The following is a 26,632-nucleotide window of genomic DNA, read 5'->3' on the forward strand; positions in this document are numbered from 1 at the left end:
AGAGGAAGAAAACGAGGTCAGGCGGAAGTCTTAAGCCGTTCCGACCGGGGGACAATGTCCGTCAGCGGAACGATCCGCACGAACCTTTGCAGCGTGTTGTCCCAGTCGCCGAGCAGGCGTCGAGCCAGCGGAGACGCGGTCGCCGCCAGATGCGCCTCGACCAGACCGCGCAGCCGTTCGGCCGCCGCCGCGTCGATGTCGGATACGCCCGCCAGGTCGCCGTTCAGAGCCCGCTCGGCAAAGCCCGGCTGGTCCAGCACGAACAACTCGCCGCCGCTCATGCCCGCCGCCAGGTTCCAGCCGACCGAGCCCAGCACGACTACACGACCACCGGTCATATATTCGCAGCCGTGCGCCCCCAGGCCTTCGACCACGGCCTCGGCGCCCGAGTTGCGGACCGCGAACCGTTCGCCCGCCGCACCGGCGACGAACAGCCGGCCGGAGGTGGCGCCATACAGGGTGGTGTTGCCGCAGATCAGCTGATCCTCGCGCCATTCGGGCGTGCGAACCGAGATTTCGGCGCCCGACAGCCCCTTGCCGACATAGTCGTTGGCCTCGCCCGTCAGGTGCAGTTCCAGACCCTTGGCGGCGAAGGCGCCGAAGCTCTGGCCCGCGATGCCTTCCAGGCGCAGCTTCAGGCGACCGGCCGGTCCCTGAGGGCCGAAGCGCCGCACGATGGCGGACGAAACGGCGGCGCCGACCGTGCGCTGGGTGTTGTTCAGCGGATAGGACAGTTCCAGCGTCTGGCCGCGATCCAGGAAGCGGACGGCGTCCTGCAGCACTCGCGCGTCCAGGCTGTCGGCGATGGGCTTGCGGGTCGTCTTGTCGGCCCATTTGCCCGCCGCGCCCTCGTCCACCTGAACCAGCAGGGGGTTCAGGTCCAGGTCGTCCAGGTGCGAGCCGCCGCGACGGACCTGACGCAACAGGTCGGTGCGGCCGATGATCTCGTCCATCGTCCGCGCGCCGATGGAGGCCAGGATCTCGCGCGTCTCCTCGGCGATGAAGGTGAACAGGTTGACCACCTTGTCCGGGGTGCCGGTGAACTTCTCGCGCAGCCGGTCGTCCTGGGAGCAGACGCCGACGGGGCAGGTGTTGGAATGGCACTGGCGCACCATCAGACAGCCCATGGCGATCAGGGCGGCGGTGCCGACGCCGTATTCCTCGGCCCCCAGCATGGCGGCGATGACGACGTCGCGGCCGGTGCGGACCCCGCCGTCGGTGCGCAGGGTGACCGAGCCGCGCAGATTGTTCAGCGTCAGCACCTGGTGGGCCTCGGCCAAGCCGATCTCCCACGGCAGGCCCGCGTGCTTGATCGAGGTCTGGGGCGAGGCGCCGGTGCCGCCGTTGTGGCCGGCGATCAGGATGGCGTCGGCGTTTGCCTTGGCCACGCCGGAAGCAATGGCGCCGATGCCCGAGGCGGACACCAGCTTCACCGTCACGCGCGCATCGGGATTGATGGCCTTCAGGTCATAGATGAGCTGGGCCAGGTCCTCGATCGAATAGATGTCGTGGTGCGGCGGCGGCGAGATCAGGGTCGTGCCGGGCACGGCGTGGCGCATCTTGGCGATGAACTCGGTCACCTTGAAGCCGGGCAGCTGCCCGCCCTCGCCGGGCTTGGCGCCCTGGGCCACCTTGATCTCGATCTCGCGGCACTGGTTCAGATATTCGGCGGTGACGCCGAACCGGCCAGAGGCCACTTGCTTGACCGCCGAGTTGGCGTCGTCGCCGTTGGCGCGCGGGTGATAGCGTTCGGGATCCTCGCCGCCCTCGCCCGAGACCGAGCGGGCGCCGATGCGGTTCATGGCGATGTTCAGCGTCTCGTGCGCCTCGGGACCGAGCGCGCCCAGCGACATGGCCTGGGTCAGGAAGCGGCGACGGATGTCGGATACGCTCTCGACCTGGTCCAGCGGAATGGCGACGCCTTCGCGGAAGTCCAAGAGGTCGCGCAAGGACAGGTCCGCCTGGGCGCGGACGACTTCCGAGAACTGCTTGAAGCGGCGGTAGTCGCCCCGGTTGCAGGCGTCCTGCAGCAGGTGGATGGTCTTGGCTTCGTGGGCGTGGGCCTCGCCGCCCGAGCGGATCTTGAAGAAGCCGCCGATGGCGGGGGAAGGCAGGGCCTCGCCCCAGGCCACCTTGTGCCGCTTCATCGCCGCCTGCTCCAGACCGGCCAGACCGATGCCGGAGATGCGCGACGGGGCGCCGGGGAAGAACTCGGCCGTCAGCGCGCGCGACAGGCCCAGCACCTCGAACTCGCAGCCGCCGCGATAGGCGGAGATGACGCTGATCCCCTTGCGGGCCAGGGTCTTCAGCAGGCCCGCCTCGATGCCCGCCTTGTAGTTCAGACAGGCGTCGCGCAGCGTCAGGCCGGGATACAGGCCCCGGTCCAGACGCTCCTGGAACAGGTCCTGGGCCAGCCAGGCGTTTACGGTGGTGGCGCCCACCCCGACCAGGACCGCGAAACCGTGCGGGTCCAGCGTCTCGGCCGTGCGGACCACGATGGAGCAGTAGGAACGCAGTCCGGCCTTTGTCAGGCGGCCGTGGACACCGGCGGTGGCCAGGATCATCGGCGCGGCCAGACGATCCACGGCCCCCGCCTGATCCGTCAGCACGATCAGGGCCGCGCCGTCGCGGGCGGCGGCCTCGGCCTCGTCCATGATCCGGTCGAGGGCCGCGCGCAGGCCGGCGCCCGAGCGGGCGTCTTCGCCCGGCACATCATAGCTGCAGTCGATGACCACGGTCGAACCGGCGCCGATCGTCTCGACCATCCGCTCGTACATGCCGTTGGTCAGGACGGGGCTGTCCAGAACGAAGACGTCGGTCTGGGCCGCTTCCTCGGCCAGGATGTTGCCCAGGTTCTTGAACCGGGTCTTCAGGCTCATGGCCCCCGCTTCGCGCAAGGGGTCGATGGGCGGGTTGGTGACCTGCGAAAAGTTCTGGCGGAAATAGTGGCTCAGCGGACGCGGCAGGGCCGACAGCACCGCCGGCGGGGCGTCGTCGCCCATCGAGCCGACCGCCTCCTTGCCGTCGCGCACCAGGGCGTCCAGCAGCAGGTCCAGGTCCTCTCGGCTGTATCCGGCGGCGATCTGACGACGGGTCAGGGCCTCGCCCGAGGCCGAGCGCGGCTCGGGTCCGGGGCCGATGATCGGCTCCAGATCGACCATATTGTCCAGCCACTCGGTATAGGGGTGGGCGGCGGACAGTGCGTCGATGGCCTCATGCTCGTCGTACAGACGGCCGTGCTTCATATCGACTGCGATCAGCTTGCCGGGGCCGATGTGCAGGCGCCGCTTCACCCGGCTTTCGGGGATCGGCACCAGGCCGGCCTCGGACCCGGCCATCAGCAAACCATCGACGGTCTCGACGGCGCGCAGGGGACGCAGGCCGTTGCGGTCCTTGCCCGCCACGATCCAGCGGCCGTCGGCGGCGCAGATGGCGGCGGGGCCGTCCCACGGCTCCATGACCGCATTGCAATAGGCGTAGAAGGCCCGGTGTTCGGCGGGCATGACCACGTCGTCCTTGGACCAGGCCTCGGGGATCAGCAGGGCCTTGGCCATCGGCGCGGGGCGACCGGCGTGGACCAGCACCTCCATGACATTGTCCAGGGCGGCGCTGTCCGACCCGCCCGGCTGGACCACCGGCTTCACTTCGCGGTCGCGGTCGCCGAAGGCTTGGGCGGCCATGCGGATCTCGTGCGACTTCATCCAGTTCAGGTTGCCCTTCAGCGTGTTGATCTCGCCGTTGTGGGCCATCATGCGGAAGGGCTGGGCCAGCTTCCATTCGGGGAAGGTGTTGGTCGAATAGCGCTGGTGGAAGACGGCGTAGGCCGAGACGAAACGCGGGTCCTCCAGGTCGGGATACAGGTCGCCCAGCAGCTCGGCCCGCACCATGCCCTTGTAGGCGATGGAGCGCGCGGACAGGGTGCAGATATAGACGGCGGCCAGGTTCTCGGTCTTGACCGTCTTCTCGATGCGGCGGCGGCACAGGTACAGCTCGCGCTCCAGCGCCTCGCCGTCCAGGGGTTCGCCTGCGTCGTCCAGCGGCGGGGCCAGCATAATCTGTTCGATCTCGGGCCGGGTCGCGCCGGCCTTGGTCCCCACGACCGACAGGTCGATGGGCGTCTGGCGCCAGCCATAGATCCAGAACCCGGCGCGCAGGGCCTCGGTCTCGACGATGGCGCGGGCGCGGTCCTGGGCGCCCAGATCGGTGCGCGGCAGGAAGACCTGGCCGACGCAGATCGGGCCGGGACGCAGTGACTGGCCGATGGAGGCCACCTGTTCGGCGAAGAAGCCCTGGGGCAGTTCGGCCATGATGCCGGCGCCGTCGCCCGACAGGCCGTCGGGATCGACCGCGCCGCGGTGAGCCACGGCCTTCAGGCTGCGGATCGCATATTCGACCACGTCGCGGCGCGGCGTGCCGTCAATGGAGCAGATCAGGCCCACGCCGCAGGCGTCGCGCTCCGAGCTGCGATCATAGGCGTTTCCGGCTTCCAGACGGTCGCGGGTCTCTTCGTAATTGGTCAGCCAGTCACCCTCTTGGGGCGCTATCGGCCCTTGGCCTGCATGAGCGCTCATGCTGCGACCTCCTCGGTGCGGGTCTTGAAGTGGCGGTCGATCTCGGCGGCGGCGTCCTGGCCTTCGCGGACGGCCCAGACGACCAGGGAGGCGCCGCGCACCGCGTCGCCGGCGGCGAAGACGCCGGGCAGACTGGTGGCGAAGCTGATGGAGCCGACCTTGATCGTGCCGTCGTCGCGCAGGCGCAGATCGGGCTCGTGCGCCGCGAACGGCTCGGGCGAGAAGCCCAGGGCCTCGATGACGATGTCGGCCGGAATGTCGAAGTCGGCGCCGGGGACGGGCACGATGTCGCGACGCTGGCCGGGCAGGCTTTCCGTCAGCTGCATCCGGGCGGCGCGGACGCCGGTGACGGTGTCGCCTTGCGACAGCAGGGCCTTGGGCGCGCCCAGCCATTCGAAAACGACGCCTTCCTCCTCGGCGTTGACGACCTCGCGGGCCGAACCGGGCATGTTCTCGCGGTCGCGACGATACAGGCAGGTGACGGAGGCCGCGCCCTGGCGGACAGCGGTGCGGACGCAGTCCATGGCGGTGTCGCCGCCGCCGATCACGACCACCCGCTTGCCGCGCGCCTCGTGCCAGCCGTCCTGTTCGGCGTCGCCCAGGTCGCGGCGGTTCTGATGCGTCAGATAGGACAGGGCCTCGACGGTCGAGTCCGCGCCGCGACCGGGCGCCGACAGGATGCGCGGCTGATAGACGCCCATGGCCAGCAGGACCACGTCGTGGCGCTGGCGCAGTTCGGTCAGGGTCACGTCCTTGCCGACCTCGCAGCCCAGAACGAACTGGACGCCGCCGTCGATCAGACGGTCCACGCGGCGCTGGACGACGTGCTTCTCCAGCTTGAAGCCGGGGATGCCGTAGATCAGCAGGCCGCCGGCGCGGTCGTGCCGGTCATAGACGGTGACCTGATAGCCCTCGGTGCGCAGGCGGTCGGCGGCGGCCAGACCGGCCGGGCCGGCGCCGACGATGCCCACGCTCTCGCCGCGTTCCGCCGCCGGACGGATCGGTTCGACCCAGCCGTTGGCGAAGGCCTTGTCTCCCAGCCACGCCTCGACCGAGCCGATGGTGACGGCGTCCCAACCGGACTGGTTTAATGTGCACGCCCCCTCGCACAGTCGATCCTGCGGGCAGATGCGGCCGCAGATTTCGGGCATGGTCGAGGTCAGGGCCGCGACGCGCCAGGCCTCGCGCGGCTCGTTCTCGGCCGACAGGCGCAGCCAGTCGGGGATGTTGTTCTGAAGCGGGCAGGCGTTCTGGCAGAACGGCACGCCGCAGTCGGTGCAGCGCGACGCCTGTTTCTCGGCCGTCTCGGTCGACGGAGGAATCGTGATCTCGCCGAAGCCGCGCGCGCGCAGTTCGGCCGAGGCCTTTGAGAGACGGCGTGGTTCGACGACGAAAGTCCCGCCTTGCTTCAGGGTCTTATGCATAGCGCGCATATGCGGCAAACTGCCGGTTCAAGGCAAATATTATTGCGGCGAGCGATTATCAGCTGGCAAAAAAGAATAAATCATCCACGAACGCCGTTTTTGTCGTCAAAAGTTGTTTGAAATCGCCGCGTGCGCTGCAACAGGATTTTGTTCCAGGGTGCGACAATCGGAACCCGCCGGCGCACCAAGCGTTGCCGAGGCTCGATCTATAGCCAGAGAGAGCGATCATGCCACGATGGACAACCCCGACCGGCCTGGGAGGGTGGTTGACGCTGCTCCTTGGTCTTCTGCTGGCCGTCATCGGGCTGGTTCTGGCCGTCGGCGGCGTCCAACTCGTGACGCTGGGCGGTTCCTGGTATTATCTGATTGCGGGCCTGGCGCTGATCGCGTCGGGCTTTTTCCTTGTCCTGCGCGACATCAAGGGCGCGTGGATCTATGGCGCGACCTTCCTGTTCACCCTGATCTGGGCGCTGTGGGAAAAAGGTCTGAACGGCTGGGCCCTGGTCCCGCGTCTGGTCGGACCGCTGGTGCTGATGTTCCTGGTGCTGGCGACGCTGCCGGTGCTGCGGTCGCGGGGCGGGGGCAAGACAGCGGGCTTGGGCGCGCTAGGGCTTGCGGTGCTGACCGTCGTCTTCGGCGTCGTGGTCGCCCAGGCCAATCAGGCCCAGGTGATGAGCCCGGTTCCCGGCGCGCGCGGCGCCTATAACGATCCGGCCCTGCTGAGAACCGGCGCCGACTGGCCGGCTTATGGCGGGACCGACAGCGCCCAGCGCTATTCGCCGCTGAACCAGATCAACAAGGACAATGTCGGCAAGCTGGAACGGGCCTGGACCTTCCGCACCGGCGACCTGCCCGGCGAACGCTGGGGCGCGGAGACCACGCCGCTGAAGGTTGGGAACACCGTCTATCTCTGCTCGGCGCGCAACAAGCTGTTCGCGCTGGATGCGTCCACCGGCAAGCAGATCTGGACCTATGATCCCCAGGTCGCCGACGACCAGATCCCCTACACCGCCGCCTGCCGTGGCGTGACCTATCATGCGCGGGCGAACGCCAATCCGGCCGAGCCCTGCGCGACCAAGATCGTCGAGGGCACGCTGGACGGCCGCATCGTCGCGGTCGACGCCCGCAACGGTCGTCCGTGCCCGGCCTTCGGTCAGAACGGCGCCGTCAGCATCAAGACCGGCATGGGCGATCCCTATCCGGGGATGGTGTCGATCACCTCGGCCCCCATCATCGTGCGCGGGATCATCGTCACCGGGCATCAGGTGCTTGACGGTCAAAAGCGCTGGAACGCCTCGGGCGTGATCCAGGGCTTCGACGTCGAGACCGGCGCGCTGCGCTTCGCCTGGGACATGATGCGGCCGGACCGCAGCGGCCTGCCGCCCGAAGGCGAGATGTACACGCCGGGCACGCCGAACATGTGGACGACGGCGACGGGCGACGAGGCCCTGGGCCTGGTCTATCTGCCGATGGGCAACTCGGCCGCCGACTACTGGTCCAGTTCGCGCCGTCCGCTGGAGAAGCAGTACTCCACATCGCTGGTCGCTCTGGACGTGACCACCGGCAAGCCGCGCTGGCATTATCAGACGGTGCATAACGACGTGTGGGATTTCGACATGGGATCCCAGCCGACCTTGATCGACTATCCGACCGCGAACGGCGTCGTGCCGGCCGTGCTGCTGCCCTCCAAGCAAGGCGACATGTATGTGTTCAACCGCGCCACAGGTCAGCTGCTGCACGGCGTCGAGGAGCGCAAGGTTCCCACGACCGGCGGCACGGAACAGGGGCAGCGTTCGCCGACCCAGCCGTTCTCGCTGTTCGCCACCCTGCGTAAGCGCAACCTGGTCGAGGCCGACATGTGGGGCATGTCGCCGATCGATCAGATGATGTGCCGCATCAACTTCAAGAAGGCGAACTATCAGGGCTATTACACCCCGCCCTCGACCAACCACTACATCAACTATCCGGGCTACAACGGCGGTTCCGACTGGGGCGGCGTGGCGGTCGATCCGGCGCGCGGCGTGATCGTCGCCAACTATAACGACATGCCCAACTACAACCGCCTAGTGCCTCGCGCCGAGGCCGACAAGCTGGGCTGGTTCCCGCGCGACGACCCTCGCTACATCGCCCAGCAGAAGGAAGCGGCCGAACGCGGCGGCAGCCTGTCCAAGGGCGAAGGCGCCGGCGATCCTCAGATCGGCGTGCCCTACGCCATCGACGTCAACGCCGGCTGGCGGGTGAAGTGGACCGGCCTGCTGTGCAAGGAGCCTCCGTACGGCGGCATCACCGCCATCGACCTGCGCTCGGGCAAGACCCTGTGGGACCGTCCGTTCGGCACGGCGCGCAAGAACGGCCCGTGGGGCATCGCCTCACACCTGCCGCTGGAGATCGGCACGCCGAACAACGGCGGGTCGGTGGTCACGGCGGGCGGCCTGATCTTCATCGCCGCCGCGACCGACGACCTGATCCGCGCCATCGACATCGAGACGGGCAAGACCGTCTGGTCCGACGTCCTGCCTGCGGGCGGCCAGGCCAACCCGATGATCTATGAGCAGAACGGCCGCCAGTATCTGGTCATCATGGCCGGCGGCCATCACTTCATGGAGACGCCGGAGGGCGACTATGTGATCGCGTATGCCCTGCCGCAACGCGGCTGAGTTGACGCACTAAATCTCCCTCCCCCTCGGGGGAGGGAGGTCGCGCCAGCGACCGGGTGGGGGCGGCTTGGAAACGAGCCGCCTCTTTTCATTCAGCGATGTGTCGCTTGCCGCCCCCACCCGGCTTCGCCTGCGGCTCAGCCACCCTCCCCGGACGGGGAGGGAGAAGGTTAGGGCCTGATCTGGCCTTGCCCACGCACGACATATTTGTAGGTGGTCAGTTGTTCGGCGCCGACAGGCCCGCGCGCGTGCAGGCGGTTGGTGGAGATGCCGATTTCGCCGCCGAAACCGAACTCGCCGCCGTCGGCGAACTGGGTCGAGGCGTTGATCAGGACGATGGCGCTGTCCACCCGCGCCGCGAACCGTTCGGCGGCGGCGGTGTCGGTGGTGACAATGGCCTCGGTGTGGCCCGAGCCGTAGCGGGCGATATGGTCGGTGGCGGCGTCCAGATCGTCCACGATCCGCACCGACAGGATGGGCGCCAGATATTCGGTGACCCAGTCGGCCTCGGTCGCCGGGATCATAGCGGGGACCAAGGCGCAGGCGTCGGCGTCGCCGCGCAGTTCGCAGCCGGCGGCGATCAGGTCGGCGGCGACAGGCGGCAGCAGGCGCTGGGCGCCCTCGCGGTCCACCAGCAGGGTCTCGGTCGCGCCGCAGACCGAGACGCGCCGCATCTTGGCGTTCAGGATGATGGCGCGGGCGGCATCCACATCGGCGGCGTGGTGCAGATAGGTGTGGTTCAGGCCTTCCAGATGGCTGAGCACCGCCGTGCGGGCCTCGGCCTGAACACGGGCGACCAGGCTCTTGCCGCCGCGCGGAATGATGACGTCGATGGCGCCGTTCAGGCCGGTCAGCATCAGGCCCACGGCCTCGCGGTCGGGGGTGTCGACCAGCTGGATCGCATCGGCAGGCAGGTCGGCCTCGGCCAAGGCCTCGGCGATCAGGGCGGCGATGGCGAGCGACGATTGCAGGCAGTCGGAGCCGCAGCGCAGGATGGCCGCATTGCCGGACCGGATGCACAGGGCGGCGGCGTCGGCGGTGACGTTGGGGCGGCTTTCGTAGATCACGCCCAGCACGCCGATGGGGGTGCGGACGCGGGCGATGTCCAGGCCGTTGGCGGGGGTCCAGCGTTCGGTCTCGACGCCCAGGGGGTCGGGCACGGCGGCGATGGTCGCCACGGCCTGAACCATCCCGGCGACGCGGGCGGGCGTCAGCGACAGCCGGTCGATCAGGGCCTCGGTCATGCCGCCCTCGCGAGCGGCGGCCACGTCGCGGGCGTTGGCGGCCAGGAGGGCGGGTTCGGCCGCCTTCAGCTTTGCGGACAAGAGCTCCAGCGCGTGGGTGCGGGCTTCGGCCGGGGCTTCGCGCAAGGCGGCTGCGGCGGTGCGGGCGCGCTGGCCCATCTCAAGCATTTGGGTCGAAAGATCGGTCATCGGTCGTCCAGCACCATGTCGTCGCGGTGGATCAGGACCGAGGCCCCGCGATAGCCCAGCAGGGTCTCGATCTCGTCGGAGCGTCGGCCGCGAATGCGCGCGGCCTCGTCGGCGGCGTAGGCGGCGAGCCCCACGCCGACCGAGCGGCCGTCCGGGTCGATCAGGCGCACGCAGTCGCCCTTCTCGAAGCCGCCGGACACGCCGGTGACCCCTGCGGGCAGCAGGCTCTTGCCCGCCTTCAGCGCCGTCACCGCGCCAGCGTCCAGCGTCAGGGTTCCGGCCGGCGACAGGCTGCCGGCGATCCATTGCTTATAGGCGGCCATCGGCCCGTCGGGCGCGGCGATCAGGGTGGCCCGCGCGCCGTCGCGCACGGCCGAGAGGGGCGACAGGGTCTGGCCCGAGGCGATGATGGTGGCGCAGCCGGCCGAACGGGCGATCTGGGCCGCCGCCAGCTTGGTCGCCATACCGCCCGTGCCCACGCCCGCATCGGCGTTGGCGCCCCCGCCCATGGCCAGGATGTCGGGGGTCAGGGCCTCGATCAGCGGCAGGTGGGCGGCGTTCGGATCACGGCGCGGATCGGCGGTGTAGAGGCCGTCCACGTCCGACAGCAGGATCAGCAAGTCCGCTCGCGCCAGCTGGGCCGTGCGGGCCGCCAGCCGGTCGTTGTCGCCGTAGCGGATCTCTTCGGTGGCGACGGTGTCGTTCTCGTTGACGATGGGGATGACGCCGTGGGTCAGCAGGGCCTGGATCGTGGCGCGGGCGTTCAGCCAACGTCGGCGGCGTTCGGTGTCGTCGCGCGTCAGCAACACCTGGCCTGCGATCAGGCCGTGGGGCGCCAGCGCCTCGGACCAGGCGGCCATCAGCAGCGACTGACCGACCGAGGCGGCCGCCTGCTTGTCCTCCAGCCGCGCGCCCAGTTTCGGCAGACGCCCCCGGCCCAAGGCGATGGAGCCAGACGAGACGACGATGACCTCGCGCCCCTCGGCCTTCAGCGTCGCCAGATCCGAGGCGACGGCCGCCAGCCAGTCGCGCGTCGGCCGACGCGTGGCGGCGTCGATCAGCAGGGAAGATCCGATCTTGACCACGACGCGGCGGGCGGCCGCCAGGGCCGATGCGGCGTCGGCTCCAGGGCTTGGGCTTTTGGGGAGGGCGACAGCCTGGGACATGAAGCTTTCTCTAACGCGGCGGTTCGGGCTTGTCTCTTGCCGCGTCGCGCCGCAATGCAGGCGGATGATGGAATCTCTTTTCCCTGCTGCCGGCGGCTTGGCCCCGATCGCCGCGGGCGGTCTCGGCAGTTTGGCGGCGGGCATGATGACGGCGGTCGGCGCCGTGCCTCTGCTGTTCTTCCGCAAGGCGGGGGTTCAGACCCAGAGCGCCCTGCTGGGCTTCGCCGCCGGGGTCATGCTGGCGGCGTCCTTCTTCTCGCTGATCATTCCCGGCGTGGACGTGTTGCAGGCCGGCGGGGCCAGCCAGGCGGCGGCGGCCGGCGTCATGGGGACGGCGGTGCTGATCGGGGCGACGGTGATCGGCCTGATGAACCGGTTCGCGCCGGTGGACATGCTGGCCATCGGCCCGGCGGGATCGCGTGACCTGTCACGGCGCATCTGGCTGTTCATCATCGCCATCACCCTGCACAACTTTCCCGAGGGCGCGGCCGTGGGCGTCAGCTTCGGCGGCGGCGACATGCATCAGGGCCTGTCCACCGCCATCGGCATCGGCATCCAGAACATGCCCGAGGGGCTGGCGGTATCGGCCGCGATGGCGACCCTGGGCTATGGCCGTTGGCCCGCCTTCCTGGCCGCCGTGGCGTCGGGGCTGGTCGAGCCGATCGGCGGCCTGATCGGGGCCAGCGTGGTGGATGTGCTGCCCGGCGCCCTGCCTTGGGGCCTGGGTCTTGCGGCCGGGGCCATGATCTATGTCGTCACCGCCGAAATCATTCCCGAGACCCGCGAGAAGTCCAAGGGCGAGGGCTCGATGATCGGCCTGATGATCGGCCTGGTGGGGATGATGTTCCTTGATATCGCGCTGGGATGATGCGGGGGATGACGCCCTCGCATGAAACGCGGCGTGACCGCACACCGGGGCGTTACATCGATTTACATGGCCGGCGGGGGTTGAAGCCGTCGTGCGCGAAGGGCTAGGCCTGCGCTCTCGCTGCTCGATTAGTCCCCCGCAAGGAGCGCCAGCTTAAATGACGCGACCTCTCAAGCCTGCGGCTTCCCGTAGAAATTTCTTGTCTGGCCTGGGGCTTTTGGCCCTGATGGGCGCCGGAGTGTTCCCCATGCCTGTATCCGCCCAAGCGTCCCGCACTGTCGCGCGTCACCGCCAGAAGATCGAAGATCTGATCGCGGCCATGACGGTCGAGGAGAAGGCGGGGCAGCTGAACCTGCTGGCCGATCCGTTCCGCTGGATGCCCACGGCGGTCAACCCGCTGGACGGCACGGGGGACCCCGCGCGCGTCACCGCCCTGATCCGTGAAGGCAAGGTCGGCAGCCTGTTCAACGGCATCGGCGCCGAGACGGGCCGCCAGATCCAGCAGGTGGCGATGGAGGAAAGCCGGCTGAAAATCCCGCTGCTGTTCGCGGCGGACGTGATCCACGGCCTGTCCACCATCTTCCCGGTGCCGCTGGCCGAGGCCGCGGCCTTCGACACCGAACTGGCGCGGCGCACCGCGCGGGCGGCGGCCATCGAGACGGCGGCGTCGGCCGTGCACCAGACCTACGCCCCCATGGTGGATGTGGCGCGGGACCAGCGCTGGGGTCGCAACGTCGAGGGCGCCGGCGAGGACGTTTTGCTGAACAACCTGCTGGCCGCCGCCCGCGTGCGCGGCTTCCAGGGCGACAAGGGGCTGGACGACCGCGACGCCGTCCTGGCCACCGCCAAACACATGGCCGCCTATTCCGCCGCCGTCGGCGGGATGGAATACAACACCACCGACATGAGCGAGCAGACGCTGCGCGGGGTCTTCCTACCGCCGTTCAAGGCGTCGGTGGACGCCGGCGCCCTGTCGATCATGAGCGCCTTCAACGACGTGAACGGCGTGCCGGCGTCGGGCAGCCGCAAGCTGCTGACCGACATCCTGCGCGGGGAATGGGGCTTCGAAGGCTTCGTGGTCTCAGACTACACCTCGGAACAGGAACTGGTGGCCCACGGCTTCGCCGAGGACGGTCGCGACGCCGCGCGCCTGGCGTTCAACGCCGGGGTCGACGTGTCGATGGTGTCGGGCCTGTATCTGGAGCATCTGCCCGGCCTGGTTGCCTCGGGCGAGGTGTCTATGGCGCGTCTGGACGAGGCGGTGCGCCGCGTCCTGAACACCAAGGCGGCGCTGGGCCTGTTCGACGATCCCTATCGCGGCACCGATCCGGTGCGCGAGAAGGCCGTCGTGGGCGCGCGCGAACATATCGAACTGTCACGCGAGGCGGGCCGCAAGTCGGTCGTGCTGCTGAAGAACGACAATGGCCTCTTGCCGCTGAACAAGAGCCAGAAGATCGCCCTGATCGGCCCGTTCGCCGACGACGTGGACAATGTCTGGGGACCGTGGACCATCTGGGGCGCGCCCGAGCGCCGCGTCTCGCTGGAGGCCGGCTTCCGTGCGGCCATGAGCGATCCCCAGCGTCTGAGCATCGCGCGCGGTTCGGGCGTCGAGACGCCGCTGGACGGCGGGATCGACCAGGCCATCGCGGCCGCCCGCGACGCCGACGTCATCGTCCTGGCCATCGGCGAGGCGACCAATATGTCGGGCGAGGCCCAGTCGCGGACCGAGATCGTGGTGCCTGCGCCGCAGGTCGCGCTGGTGGACGCCATGACGGCCCTGGGCAAGCCCATGGTCATCCTGCTGCGCAATGGCCGGGCACTGGCGCTGGAAGGCAACGTCAAGAACGCCCAGGCCATCGTCGTGACCTGGTTCCTGGGCGAACAGATGGGTCATGCCGTCGCCGACATCCTGTTCGGCGATCACGGCCCGTCGGCGCGTCTGCCGATCAGCTTCCCGCACAAGTCGGGCCAGCAGCCCTATTCCTACGACCGCAAGACGACCGGCCGCCCGGCCAATCCCGATCTGGCGACCGAGGAATACAAGTCCCGCTATCGCGAGACGCCCAACACGGCGCTTTATCCGTTCGGCTATGGCCTGACCTATGGCGCGATCAGCTATGGGCCGATCGAGATGGAAAGCGACAAACTCCAGTGGGCCGGAACGCTGGATGTGGCGGTGACCGTGACAAACACCGGATCGCGCGCGGCCGAGGAGTTGGTGCAGCTCTATATCCACGACCGGGTCGCCAGCCTGACCCAGCCGGGACGGCTGCTGAAGGACTTCAAGCGGGTGTCGCTGCGTCCGGGCCAAAGCGAGAAGGTGACCTTCACCCTGAACCCCCGCCAGCTGGGCTTCATCGGCGCGGACGAGACCTGGCGCATCGAGCCGGGCCTGTTCGACGTGTGGCTGGCGCCGCACGCCCAGGGCGGGGCGACGGCGACTTTCCAGCTGATCGGACCGGCCTCGATCACCGATGGTCGTTGACCCGGGCGACTGCAGGGCTTAACGACGCCGCCGTTTGCCTCCGGCCTTCGTGTTGGCCGGATTCGGTTTTAGGAGCGCGCCCATGACGACCAAACTACTTCCGGGCGCGACCGGCGTCCTCGCGCTCGCCGACGGCACAATCCTGCAAGGCATCGGCGTCGGCGCCGTCGGTTCGGCCCTGGGCGAGGTGGTCTTCAACACCGCCATGACCGGCTATCAGGAAATTCTGACCGACCCGTCCTACATGAGCCAGATTCTGGCCTTCACCTTCCCGCACGTCGGCAACACCGGCACCAATGTTGAAGACATCGAACAGATCGGCGGCGGGTCCGAGACCTCGGCGCGGGGGGCGATCTTCCGCGACGTGCCGACCGATCCGGCCAACTATCGCTCGGACGCTAGCTTCGACGACTGGATGAAGCGTCGCGGCGTTGTGGGTCTGGCCGGCGTGGACACCCGCGCCCTGACCAAGATCATCCGCGACAAGGGCGCGCCCCACGCGGTCATCGCCCATGATCCGAACGGCGAGTTCGACCTGGACGCCCTGATCGCCCAAGCCAGGGCCTGGACCGGCCTGGTCGGCCTGGACCTGGCCAAGCCCGCCTCGACGCTGCAGGCGTTCGAATGGGACGAGGGCCTGTGGGAATGGCCGGAAGGTCATCCGAAGACTGAAGGTCGCAAGGACGTCGTGGTCATCGACTATGGCGTGAAGCGCAACATTCTGCGCGCCCTGGCCTCGACCGGCGCCCGGATCACCGTGGTCCCGGCGACGACGACGGCGGAAGAGGTTCTGGCCCGCAATCCCGACGGCGTCGTGCTGTCGAACGGACCGGGCGATCCGGCCGCGACCGGCGAATACGCCGTGCCCGAAATTCAAAAGCTGGTCGCCAGCGGTAAGCCCCTGATGGGCATCTGCCTGGGTCACCAGATGCTGGCCCTGGCCCTGGGCGCCCGGACGGTGAAGATGGAACAGGGCCACCACGGCGCCAACCATCCGGTCAAGGACCTGACCACCGGCAAGGTCGAGATCGTGTCGATGAACCACGGCTTCACCGTGGATCGCGACAGCCTGCCCGACGCCGTGACCGAAACCCACGTCAGCCTGTTCGACGGCACCAACTGCGGCATCGCGGTCAAGGACAAGCCGATCTTCAGCGTCCAGCACCACCCCGAGGCCTCGCCCGGACCGACCGACAGCCTGTATCTGTTCGACCGGTTCGCGGACCTGATGGGTGCGGGGGAGGCCTGACGATCACCCGTTCGCGCTACCTTCGCTGGCTGGGCGGGGTGATGGCCCCCGTTCGTCCGACGCGCGGCGGCGGGGATCAGGACATCGTCCTGGGATACGCCACCGGCTATGGCGTGAACCATATCGAGGCCTTCGTCCGGTCCCTTCGGGCGGTCTATTCCGGGCCCGTGGCCCTGTTCGTCGGCGACGACCCTGCCGTATCGACCTTCCTGGCTGCGCATGACGTCGAGGCGGTGGTGGTGACTGAAGATGGCGAATGGGCGCCCCAGCCCGTTGTCTCTCGCTTCGCCGCCTACGCCGCCTTCGTGGCCGACCGGCCCGCGTTGCGTCATGTCCTGCTGACCGATGTGCGCGACGTCGTCTTCCAGGCGTCGCCGTTTGAACCGGCCCCGCGCGGACTGGAGGTGTTCGTCGAATATGAACGCGGACGCATGGCGGATCATCAGTTCCAGATGAAGCATCTGCGCGCCTTGGCCGGGGATGAACTGGCGCAGGCGCTGGCGGATCGCCGCTGCATCTGCGCCGGGACGATTGTGGGGCCGGCGGGCGAGATCGGTCGCCTCTGTCGGCTGATCGTGACTCTGGGCGCCATTCCGCGCTCTGCGATCGGCGGGGGATTCGGCGTCGATCAGGCGTCGCTCGCCTTCGCCGTCGGCTACGGCCTGCTGGATGCCGAGGTTCAGGATAACTATCGCCGCGTCGCCACCATAGGCATGTCCGACGAGGGGGTGCGACTGCAGGGGGGCCTGATCGTCAATCCGGATAACAGCGTCAGCCCGATCATCCACCAGTACGACCGCATCCCGGACCTCGTCGAGGCTGTCAAGAAACGGTGGAGCCAGGGCCTGCCGGACAGGGTCCAGGCGGGAACGAGCCTTGTCACGCGCTGGCGAGGCAAGGCCTCGGCGTCGATCCGACGCCGATTGCCCGACCTTCGCTGATCAGGCGACGCGGTCGGCGCGGCTGCGCCAGCCCAGGCGCTCGCGATGATGGCGTCCAGATCGGATGACGTCGGATCGAAGGCCAGTGCGCGTCGTGCGTGGGAGGCAAGTCGGAAGCGCCGCCTCCCACGATTTATCGCCGAGAGCAGGAGTCGATGCGATCAGGGCAGGGGAGCGAAGCTGCGTTCCTCGCGCAGGGCGCTGGCTTTTTTGACCGCCATGGGCGCGGCGTGCAGCCAGTAGTCGGCGTCTTCGAGGCGATGCTCGCGACGGCGTTCCAGCCCGCGCATCCGGCGCAGGGCGGCGTTTTCGAGAAGGCGCGCATGAAGGGCGCGGGGCGACAGTTCGGCGATGGCGGGAGAGCCGGGGACGGCGACGGCGTCGGGGCCTTGGGGCTCCACCGCCGGGCGGGCGATGGCGATGAACATTCAGTGTCTCGGTGCGGGAGGGAGAGGCGCTTCTGCGCCGAGCTAACGGTGGGTTAACCACAGGCTCTGTGGATAGTTCCTCAGTGCGTCCGAAAAAAGTCCATGAATCGAGAGGCTTACTGCCCGGTTCCGAACAAAATGGTTACTGAAATCTTAATCCGGGCTCGGAGCGTTCGCTCGACGATGTCGGATGGATGTCGCCAAGGCGGCGCCGGTGGCAGTCCCTAGGGGAGTCGAACCCCTCTTTTCAGGTTGAAAACCTGACGTCCTAACCGATAGACGAAGGGACCGCGGCCGGGGCGGCGCATTTGCCCCGGTTCGGCCCCTCCTGCAAGCGAAAACTTACGCCGCTTCGGCCTTGGCGGGGATGACGGCGTCCAGCGCCGGGAACAGGTCGGCGATCAGGTCCTCGACATGCTCCAGCCCGACCGACAGGCGCACCAGACCATCGCCGATGCCGGCGGTCGCGCGCTGCTCCGGCGTCATGGCGGCGTGGGTCATGGTGGCGGGGTGGGCGATCAGGCTTTCGACGCCGCCCAGGGACTCGGCCAGGGTGAAGATCTCCAGCGCCTCGACCAGGTCGCGCACGGCCTCGGTCCCGCCTTCCAGTTCGAAGCTGAGCATGGCGCCGGGGCCGGCCTGCTGGGCGGCGACCAGGGCGTGGTTGGGGTGGGACTTCAGGCCGGGATAGTGGACGGCCCTGACCGCCGGGTGGGCGTTCAGCAGTTCCGCGATCTTGCCGGCCGTGGCCTGTTGCCGTTCGATGCGGGCGAACAGGGTGCGCACGCCGCGCAGGGTCAGATAGGCGTCGAACGGCGATCCGGTCACGCCGGTGCAATTGGCCCACCAGGCCAGGGTCTGGTGATCCTCGGGATCGGCCGAGATGACCGCGCCGCCGACCACGTCCGAATGGCCGTTGATGAATTTGGTGGTCGAGTGGACGACGAAGTCGGCGCCCAGCTTGATCGGGTTCTGAAGCGCCGGCGACAGGAAGGTGTTGTCGCAGACGACCTTGGCGCCGGCCGCATGGGCGCGGGTGCAGATGTCGGCGACATCGACCAGTCGCAGCAGGGGGTTGGACGGGGTCTCGACCAGGACCAATTTGGGTTTCAGCGCCAGCGCCGCCTCGAAGGCGACGGGATCGCCCTGATCGACCAGCAGCAGCTCGAAATGACCCTTCTTCGCGCGGGCGTTCAGCAGGCGACAGGTGCCGCCGTAGCAGTCATGCGGCGCGATCAGCAGGTCGCCCGGCTCCAGCAGGGCCAGGGGCAGGTCGACGGCGGCCATGCCGGTGGCGGTGATCACGGCGCCGGCGCCGCCTTCCAGCTCGGTCAGGGTCTCGGCCAGGACGTCGCGGGTCGGGTTGCCCGAACGGCTGTAGTCGTACTTCCGCTTCTGGTCGAAGCCGGCGAAGGAATAGTTCGACGACAGATACAGCGGCGGCATGACCGCGCCGTGGGCCGTGTCCGAGTCCACGCCCGTGCGGGCGGCGATGGTGTGCGGATCAGCTGGGCGGCGGGTCATGCTTTGATATCCTTGAAGGCGGCGCGGAGGATGTCGCCGACGAAGGCGTCCTCCTTCAGAAAGGCGTCGTGGCCGTAGAGGGAGGGCGCCTCGACGAAGCGCCACAGGGTCGGCAGCCGCGCGGCCAGTTCGCGGATGTCGTCGATCGGCACCAGCCGGTCGGAGGTGAAGCCGATCAGGGTGACCGGGGTGGTGATGGCTTCGGGCGTCACGCTGTGGCGGTCCAGCGAGTCGGACATCGACAGCCAGCGGGCCGGGGTTGTGTGGGTGCGATACGCCTGGCCCCGCGCCGTCAGATAGTCGCAGACGGGATAGGCGCCGCCGACGGCCGTGGGCGCGGTGGTCTCGAAGCGGTCGTGGAACTCTTCGGCCGTGCGGTAGGTGGTCATGGCCAGTTCGCGGGCCAGGGCGACGCCTTCCTCGGGGCGACCGGCGGCGACGGCGAACTGAAGGATGCGGCGCTGGATGCCGCGCCAGGCGGTGGCCTGGGGATGGGCGCGGTGGGCGGCGGAAACGACGATCAGCTGCTCGGCCCAGTCGGGAAACAGTTCGGCGAAGGCCAGACCGACCATGCCGCCGTAGGAGCAGCCGACGAAGGCGGAGACGCGCTCGATCTTCAGATGGGTCAGCACCAGGGCCAGCAGGCGGGCCTGATCGTGGGTGGTGATGGTGACGGGGGTTTCCAGGAACTCGGCGCCGGGGGCGAAGTCGACGGCCAGGACCTGGAAACGGCTCAGGTCGATGGGGCCGCGCACCGACACGGCGCCCGACCACCAGCCCAGACCGTTGGTCTCGGTGCGGTGGACGAAACGACCGGCCGAGATGCCGCCGGCGACGACGACGACGGGCGCTCCGATCCGGCCGTGCACGCGGCCGACGATGTTGGGCTGGTTCAGCCGTTCGCCCGAGGCCAGGCGGAAGTCGGCGGGGATGGGCACGATGACGTCGCGGGCGCCGCCGCGTTCACGGACGGGGGCGCGGCCAAGCCGCTCGGCTGGCGCGGTGCGACAGTCGGGATCTTCGAACAGAGAGGTTTCAGCCAGGGTCATCGTCGTTCCGCATCGTTCTCGCTCAGCAAGGCTCGATGCGGTGACAGATCGTGGAGCGTCGTCTCGCCGATGCTCCACTCATCTCTCGCGATCCCGAAGGATCTCGCAGGAGTTGGCACCGTTTCGAGTTGTGAGACCCGATGGTTGCCCCAGCGTCAAAGGGCCTAATCCCTCGGCTGGTCTTGATGAGTGACTTTACGTTGATCAAACAGACAGCGCCGGTCAAGCGGAAAATTCATGCCATTAGCGGCTGTGGCGTGAGGCGGTCGGGTGTGAAATGAGCAAAAATCGACCTGTCGCGAAAAAATCATCCATCGTCGCTTGACAGGATGGGGGTGGTCCGATCACCCTAGGCTCAGATTTCAACCGGACCTGCCCTGTGCAACAGCGCTCGATCATCGCCGAACTTTCCACCGTCGCCGGCCTCGCCGCGACGCGTTTCGGCATGATTATTGGCACGACCACCACCACCATCACCATGCCCTCACGGGCGGGACGAGTTTAGCGCGCCGAACCCCGGCAACCGCAGAACCCGAACCCCGCCCGGTCCGCCTGGCGGGGTTTTTCTATTTCACCCCACCCCATCCCGACTTTTCCGAGAACTCCAATGTCCGCCTCACTCGCCGTCGTAGAGAAATCCGAGAGCCTCGACCCCAGCAGTCAGTCTTCACCAGGCTTGGTTGGCCCCGAAGTGGTGGTGCTGAAGTTCGGCTCGTCCATCCTGCGCAGTCCGGCGGAGGCGCCGCTGGTCGCCTCGGCCGTCTATGGCCATGTGCGGGCGGGGCGAAAGGTGGTGGCGGTGGTCTCGGCCTTCGGAGGGGCGACGGACCGGCTGCTGGGCGAGGCGCGGGCGCTGGGCCTGGCCCATTCCAACGACCTGCTGCCCGGCTATGTCGCGCTGGGCGAGGAGAAGTCGGCGGCCCTGGTCGCCATCGCCTGCGACCGGATCGGCCTGGACGCCTGCGCCCTGTCGGTGCGCGAACTGGGCATCGTGGCGGAGGGTGAACCGGAGCATTCGCGGCCCTGCGGCCTGCGGCCCGACCAGTTGAAACAGGCGCTGGACCGGCACGAGGTGGTGGTGGTGCCCGGTTTCGGCGCGGTGCGGCCCGACGGCAAGGTGGCCCTGCTGGGGCGGGGCGGATCGGACCTGACGGCGGTCTTCCTGGCGGCCGAACTGGGGCTGAAGCGGGTGCGGTTGGTCAAGGACGTGGACGGCCTCTACGACCACGATCCCAACGACAATACGGCCCCGGCCCTGCGTTATCGCCGCGCGTCCTGGGACGTGGCGCGCAAGCTGGGCGGGGCGCTGGTTCAGCACGACGCCATCGACCTGGGCGAAAGCCGGGGGGTCGAGATCGAGGTGGCGGCGCTGGACCGGGCCGACGGCACGGTCATCGGCGACAAGTCGGCGCCTCCGGGCCCGGCGCCTGCCCTGCCGCCGCTGAAGGTGGCGGTCGCGGGGTGCGGCGTGGTCGGCGGCGGGGTGCTGGGGCGGTTGCTCAGCGATCCGCGCTATGACGTGGTCGGGGTGCTGGTGAGAGATCCCAAGAAGGCGCGCGACGTGGCCTGTCCGGCCTCGCTGTTCACGGCGAACGCCGACGATCTGTGGGCGAAAAAGCCCGACATCGTGCTGGAAGCCCTGTCGGAAGGCGAGGCGGGTCATGCAGTGATCCGCGCCGCGCTGGAGGCTGGTTGCGACGTGGCCAGCGCCAACAAACAGGCGGTCGCCCGCGATCCGGGCGGCCTTCAGGATCTGGCCCAGGCGCACGGCCGGCGCATCTTCTGGTCGGCCTCGGTCGGGGGCGGATCTCCGATGATCGAGACGGTGCGCGCGGCCCGTGCGGCGGGCGATGTGGTCGGGTTCGAGGCGGTGCTGAACGGCACGGTCAACTTCATGCTGGAACGGCTGGGCGACGGCGCGGCCTTCAACGAGGCCCTGGCCGATGCGCGCGCGGCGGGCTTTGCGGAGGAGGACCCGTCGTCGGACCTGGAAGGGTTGGATGCGGCGGCCAAGGTGCGGCTGCTGTGCCACGAGGCGTTCGGCCGCTCGCCCGACGGCGAGGTGCCGCGCGACCACCTGACCGAGGCCAGCTCGGCCGAAGGCGGGGTGCGCCAGATCGGCGCCGCGCACCTGAAGGACGGGGTGATAAGCCCCTCGGTGTCGCTGAACGCCGACCACGGCGATCCGCTGTTCTCCAACCTGCGCGGCGAGGGCAATGCGCTGAAGGTCTATGGCGCCGACGGCCGGGTGTGGCGTTGCCGGGGCCGGGGCGCCGGGCGCTGGGCCACGACCGAGAGCATCATGGCGGACCTCGCCGAGATCGTGCGTGCGCGCCGCGCCGATGCGGGCCTGAACTAGGTCATGGCCGTCTTCACCCCCGTTTCCCTGGCTCAGGCCAGGGGGTTCCTGGCCGGTTACGACATCGGCGAGGTGGTCGAACTGACGGCCATCGCCGAGGGGGTGGAGAACACCAACTATCGGCTGGACACGACGCAGGGGCGCTTCGTCCTGACCCTGTTCGAGGGGCGGACGGACGAGGCGTCCTTGCCATTCTGTCTGGGGCTGACGGCGCATCTGGCGTCTCGGGGTTTCGCCTGTCCCACGCCGATCGAGGATCGGACGGGCGGCTGGCTGGGGCGGCTGAACGGCCGGGCGGCGGCGGTGATCGAATGGAAGACCGGCGCCTGGCTGCGCTCGCCGTCGGCGGCCGATCAGGCGGCGGCGGGGGCGGTGCTGGCGCGGCTGCATCTGATGGCGGCCGATTTCGAGCTGGAACGCGACAACCCGGTCGGGCCGGCCATGTGGCGCAGGCTGGCGGATCGTTGTGCCGGGGGCGCGGCGAGGACGTCAGTCGAGGATCGGGCGCTTCTGGACCGGGTCGAGGCGGCGCTGGCGCGGCTGGGTGATCCGTTTACGGACGATCTGCCCGGCGGGGCGATCCATGCAGACTATTTTCCCGACAACGTCTTGTTCGAGAAGGACGCGGTGTCGGCCGTGATCGACTTCTATTTCGGCTGCACCGGCGCTTTCGCCTACGACCTGGCCATCGCCCTGTCGGCCTGGGGGTTCGATGCGGAGGGACGGGCGATGCCCGAGGCGCTGGCGGCGTTCCAGCGCGGGTATGAGACCGTGCGGCCGTTGAGCGCGGCCGAGCGGACGGCCCTGCCGCGGCTGGGCGAGGCGGCGGCGTTGCGGTTCACGGTGACGCGGCTGCACGACCGGATCTTCCACGACCCGGCCAACCTGGTGACGCCCAAGGATCCGGCGGTCTTCCTGCGCCGCATGGACCATTGGCGGGCGGTGGAGCCTGCCTGAGGCTGACGCGAAAAACACAGTGCAATGTGTGCACTTCGTCTCAATCTGGAAATTGCACTGCACCCGGAAAGCGCGTGCAAAGTGCAAGACAGTGCAATTGTGGGCGGCGGCGATGTCAAAGACCGGAGGGACAGTGTCTCACTGTTTTGGGGCTGTATGGTCGAATGCCGCGGTCGATGACTATGTGGTTGTTAAAGCAGCGATTTGATCGTCTGAATATGACAGGTGTGCTCTTGGGTCGTCACCCTCGGGCTTGACCCGAGGGCCGGACTTTACGCCGCCTTGCGCCAAGGGTGACGCACAGCCCGATCCATATCTGATCCTCGGGTCGAGCCCGAGGATGACGGGAGAATGCAGCGAGCGCGTGATGAGACGCCCTGCGGCCCCGCGTCGCTGGAACCGAAAGCGTAACCGGGCTTTTGATGCAGCAACGGCGAGGACCGCCGCTCTCTCCCCAAGGACGACATCATGACCGACGAACAAATCAATGGCGCCGCCTCGCAAGCTCAAGGCAAGACGCAAAAGGCTTTCGGCAACCTGGTCGGCGACCAGAAGATGCAGGTCGAAGGCGCCTATAACGACGCCAAGGGCCGCTCGCTGGAAACCTTCGGCAAGGCCATGGACGCCGTCGATCGCCTGGTCGAGAAGACCCCGGCCGATTATCGCGACAAGGCCCGCACGGTCGCCGCCGAAGCGCGCAAGCGCCCGCTGGTCACGACCCTGTCGGTCGCCGGCGTCGGCCTGATGCTGCTGGGCGCCCTGACGCGCGGCGGCCGTCGCTAAGCCGCGTTAGTGGCGGCCTGAAAAGGCCGCCACGGCGTTCACCGCCGCCTCCATCGTCCCATCGATCACAGTCAACCGCTCGGGCTTGTCGCCCAGGGCGGCGATGACGTTTGCGGGTTCGGGTTCGAAGCTCAGGACGTCCGAGACGAAGGCGCCGAACTTGGACGGGTGGGCGGTGGACAGGGCGACGACGGGGCCCTTGGAGCGGTCCTGGCGACGGGCGGCGGCGAGGGCCACGGCCGTGTGCGGGCAGACGACGCGGCCCCAGGCCTCGTAGGCGTGGGCGATCTCGGCGCGGGTTTCGGTCTCGTCAATTGAGACGGCGCAGACTTGGGCGCGCAAAGCCGCCAGCAAGTCGGGATCGAAGGCGACGGCGCCGTCGCGGGCGAAGGTTTCGAACACGGTGCGGGTGGCGTCGGCGTCGCGGCCGGTGGCCTCGAACACCAGGCGTTCGAAGTTGGAGGGCGCCTGGACGTCCATGGAGACGCTGCCGCTCTCGACCGCCGGACGGCGCGAATAGAGGCCGTCGTTGATGGCGCGGGCCAAGGCGTCGTTCTGGTTCACGGCGGCGACGAAGCCGTTGGACGGCAGACCCATCTTGGTGGCGGCGATGCCGGCGAAGGCGTCGCCGAAGTTGCCGGTCGGGACGACAAAGGTCGCCGCCTCGCCCAGTTGGGCGGTTGCGGAGACGTAATAGGGGATCTGGCCGGCCAGCCGCGCCCAATTGATCGAATTGACCGAGGAAAGGCGACCGCGATCGCGCAGGTTTTCGTCCGCCAGCAGGCTTTTCACCAGGCGTTGGCAGTCGTCGAAGTCGCCGCGCACGGCCAGGTTCAGGACGTTGTCGGCCTCGACCGTGGTCATCTGCTTGCGCTGGATCGGCGAGACGCGGTCCAGCGGGTGGAGCACGACCAGATCGACGGATTTCGCGCCGGCGAAGGCGCGCACGGCGGCGGCGCCGGTGTCGCCCGATGTGGCGGTCAGGATGGTCAGGCGCTCGCCCGAGGCGGCTAACGCCTCGTCCGTCAGGCTGGCGACCAGCTGCATCGCCAGGTCCTTGAAGGCGGCGGTCGGGCCGTGGAACAGCTCCAGCACGAACAGGCCGGGCTCCAGCTCGACCAGAGGCGTGACCAGCGGATGGTCGAAGCCGGCGGTCAGGCGGTCCAGCGCCCGGTCAAGGGCGCCGGCGGGCATGGTTCCCGCGGGCGGGGCGTCGCCGATGAAGGGGGCGATGGCCTGGAGCGCGATGGACTTGTAGTCGGCGTTTCCGGTCCAGGTTTCGGGCGACAGGGTGGGCCAGGCGGTCGGCATATAGAGGCCGCCGTCGGGGGCGATGCCGCGCAGCAGGGCGTCGGCGAAATCGGTTTCGGGCGATTGGCCTCGAGTCGAGACGTAGCGGGCGCTGGAAGTCGTCATGGCGGTTTGGTGGTAACCAGCGGAGGACGCTGCGTCACCCGGTTTTTGGCCGTTCGGGGAACGAAATTGTCGTCTGGGAGGCGGTTGCAGGCGTATGCGACAAATCTATGCCGAGTTTTCCTCAAGGCTGTCGCGAAAATACTCCGTCATCCCAGGGCTTGTCCCTGGGATCCAGAACTCCCGGTGCATGACGGCAGTGCGGGCTGCGGGAAGACCGGGAGTCTGGATCCTCGCCACAAGGGCGAGGATGATGGAGAGGGAGAGGGAGAGAGTTGGGGCGTTGCGACCATTCCCCCGCTGGCGCCGGTCGTCGCGACGGTCCATGTCTGGGCGATGAGACGACGCGATCTTCTGATCCGGCTGGGGCTGGTCGCCGGCGGGATGGGCGGGGCCTGGTGGCTGCGCGACCATGTGGTGTGGAAGGGGCCGACGGTCGTCTTTTCCGCGGGCGGATCGACCGGCTGGCTGGCCTATGCCGAGCGTCGGGCGGCGACGCCGACGGTGGAGGTGACGGTCAACGCAAAGCCGGTGCGGGCGCTGATCGATTCCGGGGCGCAGTATTCGGTGATCGATCGTTCGCTGGTCGAGACGCTGGGGCTGACGAACGTCTTCAATATTCCGATGGTGGCGTATGGCGTCGGCGGCGATGCGCAGGTCGGACGCGGGACGACGCTGGATGTCGTGGTAGGTGGCCTGCGGCTGGACGGGTTGCGGGCGGCGATCCTGGGGCTGGGGCCGTTGGCGAGCGAACAGGGGCTGGGGGCGGCGCTGATCCTGGGCCAGGACGTGCTGCGTGAGCTGGTGCTGGAGCTGGATACGGCCGAGCATCGGATGCGGTTCCTGGCGCGCGAAGGCTGGACGCCGCCGCCGTCGCTGGCGCCCATAACGGTGACCCGCGCGGGCAAGGCGCTGCAGGCGGCGATCACGGTCGAGGGGGCGACGGTCAATGCGGTGATCGACACCGGCGCCTCGGCGGTGCTGGCCGTGACGCGCGAGACGGCGCAGGCGGCGGGTCTGCTGGACGGGCGCGACCGGACGGCGGGCCAGAGCATCGTCCTGGGCGGCGTCGTGGGGGCGGAAACGGTGATCGTCCGTACCCTGACGATTGGCGACGAACTGTATCGCCAGGCGGCGGTGGCCATCTATGACGACGTCGCCGTGCCGGGCTTTCCCAAGGCGCTGGTGGGGATGGCGGCGTTCGAGAACCGGCGTCTGGCGCTGGACCTGGGCGGACCGGGCCTGTTCGTGGAACGGCCGATGGAGATCACGGTCGGGTAGGTGTTATTTTCGCTTCTTGAGGCCAGACCAGGCGGATGGGGCGT

The 26,632-nt window shown here is 68.6% G+C and carries 17 protein-coding genes, 1 tRNA gene and 1 riboswitch; of the genes, 9 read left to right on the forward strand and 9 right to left on the reverse strand.

Annotation, left to right across the window (positions count from 1 at the left end):
• Nucleotides 1–17: 17 nt before the first annotated feature.
• Nucleotides 18–4,571 carry a glutamate synthase large subunit gene (gltB, locus tag ACZZZD_RS13175; RefSeq protein WP_463435617.1) on the reverse strand — a complete coding sequence of 1,518 codons (4,554 nt, stop codon included), beginning with the start codon at nucleotides 4,569–4,571 and terminating at the stop codon, nucleotides 18–20.
• Entirely contained in the window at nucleotides 4,568–5,995 is a 1,428-nt protein-coding gene (locus ACZZZD_RS13180) for an NAD(P)-dependent oxidoreductase (protein WP_463435618.1), read from the reverse strand. The genes gltB and ACZZZD_RS13180 overlap by 4 nt, the downstream gene beginning before the upstream one ends.
• Nucleotides 5,996–6,261: 266 nt before the next feature.
• Between ACZZZD_RS13180 and ACZZZD_RS13185 the strand changes: the two genes are divergently transcribed.
• Complete coding sequence (locus ACZZZD_RS13185; RefSeq protein ID WP_463435619.1) at nucleotides 6,262–8,652, forward strand: membrane-bound PQQ-dependent dehydrogenase, glucose/quinate/shikimate family; 2,391 nt, start codon at nucleotides 6,262–6,264, stop codon at nucleotides 8,650–8,652.
• A 170-nt stretch (nucleotides 8,653–8,822) separates the two neighbouring features.
• Here ACZZZD_RS13185 and ACZZZD_RS13190 read toward each other — a convergent pair whose 3' ends face one another.
• Complete coding sequence (locus tag ACZZZD_RS13190; protein WP_463435620.1) at nucleotides 8,823–10,085, reverse strand: glutamate-5-semialdehyde dehydrogenase; 1,263 nt, start codon at nucleotides 10,083–10,085, stop codon at nucleotides 8,823–8,825.
• Nucleotides 10,082–11,251 (reverse strand): glutamate 5-kinase, encoded by a 1,170-nt coding sequence (proB, locus tag ACZZZD_RS13195; RefSeq protein WP_463435621.1) that lies wholly within the window; start codon nucleotides 11,249–11,251, stop codon nucleotides 10,082–10,084. The genes ACZZZD_RS13190 and proB overlap by 4 nt, the downstream gene beginning before the upstream one ends.
• 64 nt (nucleotides 11,252–11,315) lie before the next feature.
• On the opposite strand from proB, the gene ACZZZD_RS13200 reads away from it, so the two are divergent.
• The 4 genes from ACZZZD_RS13200 to ACZZZD_RS13215 all read left to right on the forward strand — a co-directional run bounded on the left by ACZZZD_RS13200 (nucleotide 11,316) and on the right by ACZZZD_RS13215 (nucleotide 16,794).
• The gene (locus ACZZZD_RS13200; protein WP_463435622.1) at nucleotides 11,316–12,119 is read left to right on the forward strand and encodes a ZIP family metal transporter; all 804 of its coding nucleotides are present in this window, start codon (nucleotides 11,316–11,318) and stop codon (nucleotides 12,117–12,119) included.
• A gap of 247 nt (nucleotides 12,120–12,366) precedes the next feature.
• Nucleotides 12,367–14,604 (forward strand): glycoside hydrolase family 3 N-terminal domain-containing protein, encoded by a 2,238-nt coding sequence (locus tag ACZZZD_RS13205; RefSeq protein ID WP_463435623.1) that lies wholly within the window; start codon nucleotides 12,367–12,369, stop codon nucleotides 14,602–14,604.
• Between the two features lie 82 nt (nucleotides 14,605–14,686).
• Complete coding sequence (gene carA / locus ACZZZD_RS13210; RefSeq protein WP_463435624.1) at nucleotides 14,687–15,853, forward strand: glutamine-hydrolyzing carbamoyl-phosphate synthase small subunit; 1,167 nt, start codon at nucleotides 14,687–14,689, stop codon at nucleotides 15,851–15,853.
• Between the two features lie 41 nt (nucleotides 15,854–15,894).
• Nucleotides 15,895–16,794, forward strand: coding sequence for a hypothetical protein (locus ACZZZD_RS13215; protein ID WP_463435625.1), 900 nt, complete (start codon nucleotides 15,895–15,897; stop codon nucleotides 16,792–16,794).
• Nucleotides 16,795–16,955: 161 nt separating this feature from the next.
• Here ACZZZD_RS13215 and ACZZZD_RS13220 read toward each other — a convergent pair whose 3' ends face one another.
• The 4 genes from ACZZZD_RS13220 to metX form a co-directional block, all read right to left on the reverse strand.
• The gene (locus ACZZZD_RS13220; protein WP_463435626.1) at nucleotides 16,956–17,222 is read right to left on the reverse strand and encodes a hypothetical protein; all 267 of its coding nucleotides are present in this window, start codon (nucleotides 17,220–17,222) and stop codon (nucleotides 16,956–16,958) included.
• A gap of 215 nt (nucleotides 17,223–17,437) precedes the next feature.
• Nucleotides 17,438–17,512 (reverse strand) — tRNA-Glu (locus ACZZZD_RS13225).
• 52 nt (nucleotides 17,513–17,564) lie between these two features.
• On the reverse strand, nucleotides 17,565–18,746 hold the full coding sequence (gene metB / locus ACZZZD_RS13230) for a cystathionine gamma-synthase (protein ID WP_463435627.1): 1,182 nt from the start codon (nucleotides 18,744–18,746) through the stop codon (nucleotides 17,565–17,567).
• Nucleotides 18,743–19,795, reverse strand: coding sequence for a homoserine O-succinyltransferase MetX (gene metX / locus ACZZZD_RS13235; protein ID WP_463435628.1), 1,053 nt, complete (start codon nucleotides 19,793–19,795; stop codon nucleotides 18,743–18,745). The genes metB and metX overlap by 4 nt, the downstream gene beginning before the upstream one ends.
• Nucleotides 19,796–19,870: 75 nt before the next feature.
• Nucleotides 19,871–19,987, reverse strand: a riboswitch (SAM riboswitch).
• A gap of 415 nt (nucleotides 19,988–20,402) precedes the next feature.
• On the opposite strand from metX, the gene ACZZZD_RS13240 reads away from it, so the two are divergent.
• From ACZZZD_RS13240 to ACZZZD_RS13250, 3 genes are all read left to right on the forward strand, one after another.
• A complete protein-coding gene (locus tag ACZZZD_RS13240) occupies nucleotides 20,403–22,154 on the forward strand; it encodes an amino acid kinase family protein (RefSeq protein WP_463435629.1) in 1,752 nt (583 codons plus the stop codon).
• A gap of 3 nt (nucleotides 22,155–22,157) precedes the next feature.
• The gene (gene thrB, locus ACZZZD_RS13245; protein ID WP_463435630.1) at nucleotides 22,158–23,111 is read left to right on the forward strand and encodes a homoserine kinase; all 954 of its coding nucleotides are present in this window, start codon (nucleotides 22,158–22,160) and stop codon (nucleotides 23,109–23,111) included.
• Between the two features lie 468 nt (nucleotides 23,112–23,579).
• Nucleotides 23,580–23,894 (forward strand): CsbD family protein, encoded by a 315-nt coding sequence (locus ACZZZD_RS13250; RefSeq protein ID WP_463435631.1) that lies wholly within the window; start codon nucleotides 23,580–23,582, stop codon nucleotides 23,892–23,894.
• Nucleotides 23,895–23,900: 6 nt separating this feature from the next.
• On the opposite strand, the gene thrC is transcribed toward ACZZZD_RS13250, so the two are convergent.
• Complete coding sequence (gene thrC / locus ACZZZD_RS13255) at nucleotides 23,901–25,310, reverse strand: threonine synthase (RefSeq protein WP_463435632.1); 1,410 nt, start codon at nucleotides 25,308–25,310, stop codon at nucleotides 23,901–23,903.
• Between the two features lie 333 nt (nucleotides 25,311–25,643).
• Between thrC and ACZZZD_RS13260 the strand changes: the two genes are divergently transcribed.
• Nucleotides 25,644–26,588: a retropepsin-like aspartic protease gene (locus ACZZZD_RS13260; protein WP_463435633.1), complete on the forward strand. Its 945-nt coding sequence runs from the start codon at nucleotides 25,644–25,646 to the stop codon at nucleotides 26,586–26,588.
• Nucleotides 26,589–26,632: the final 44 nt, after the last annotated feature.

The organism is Brevundimonas sp. AC546 (assembly GCF_979258305.1).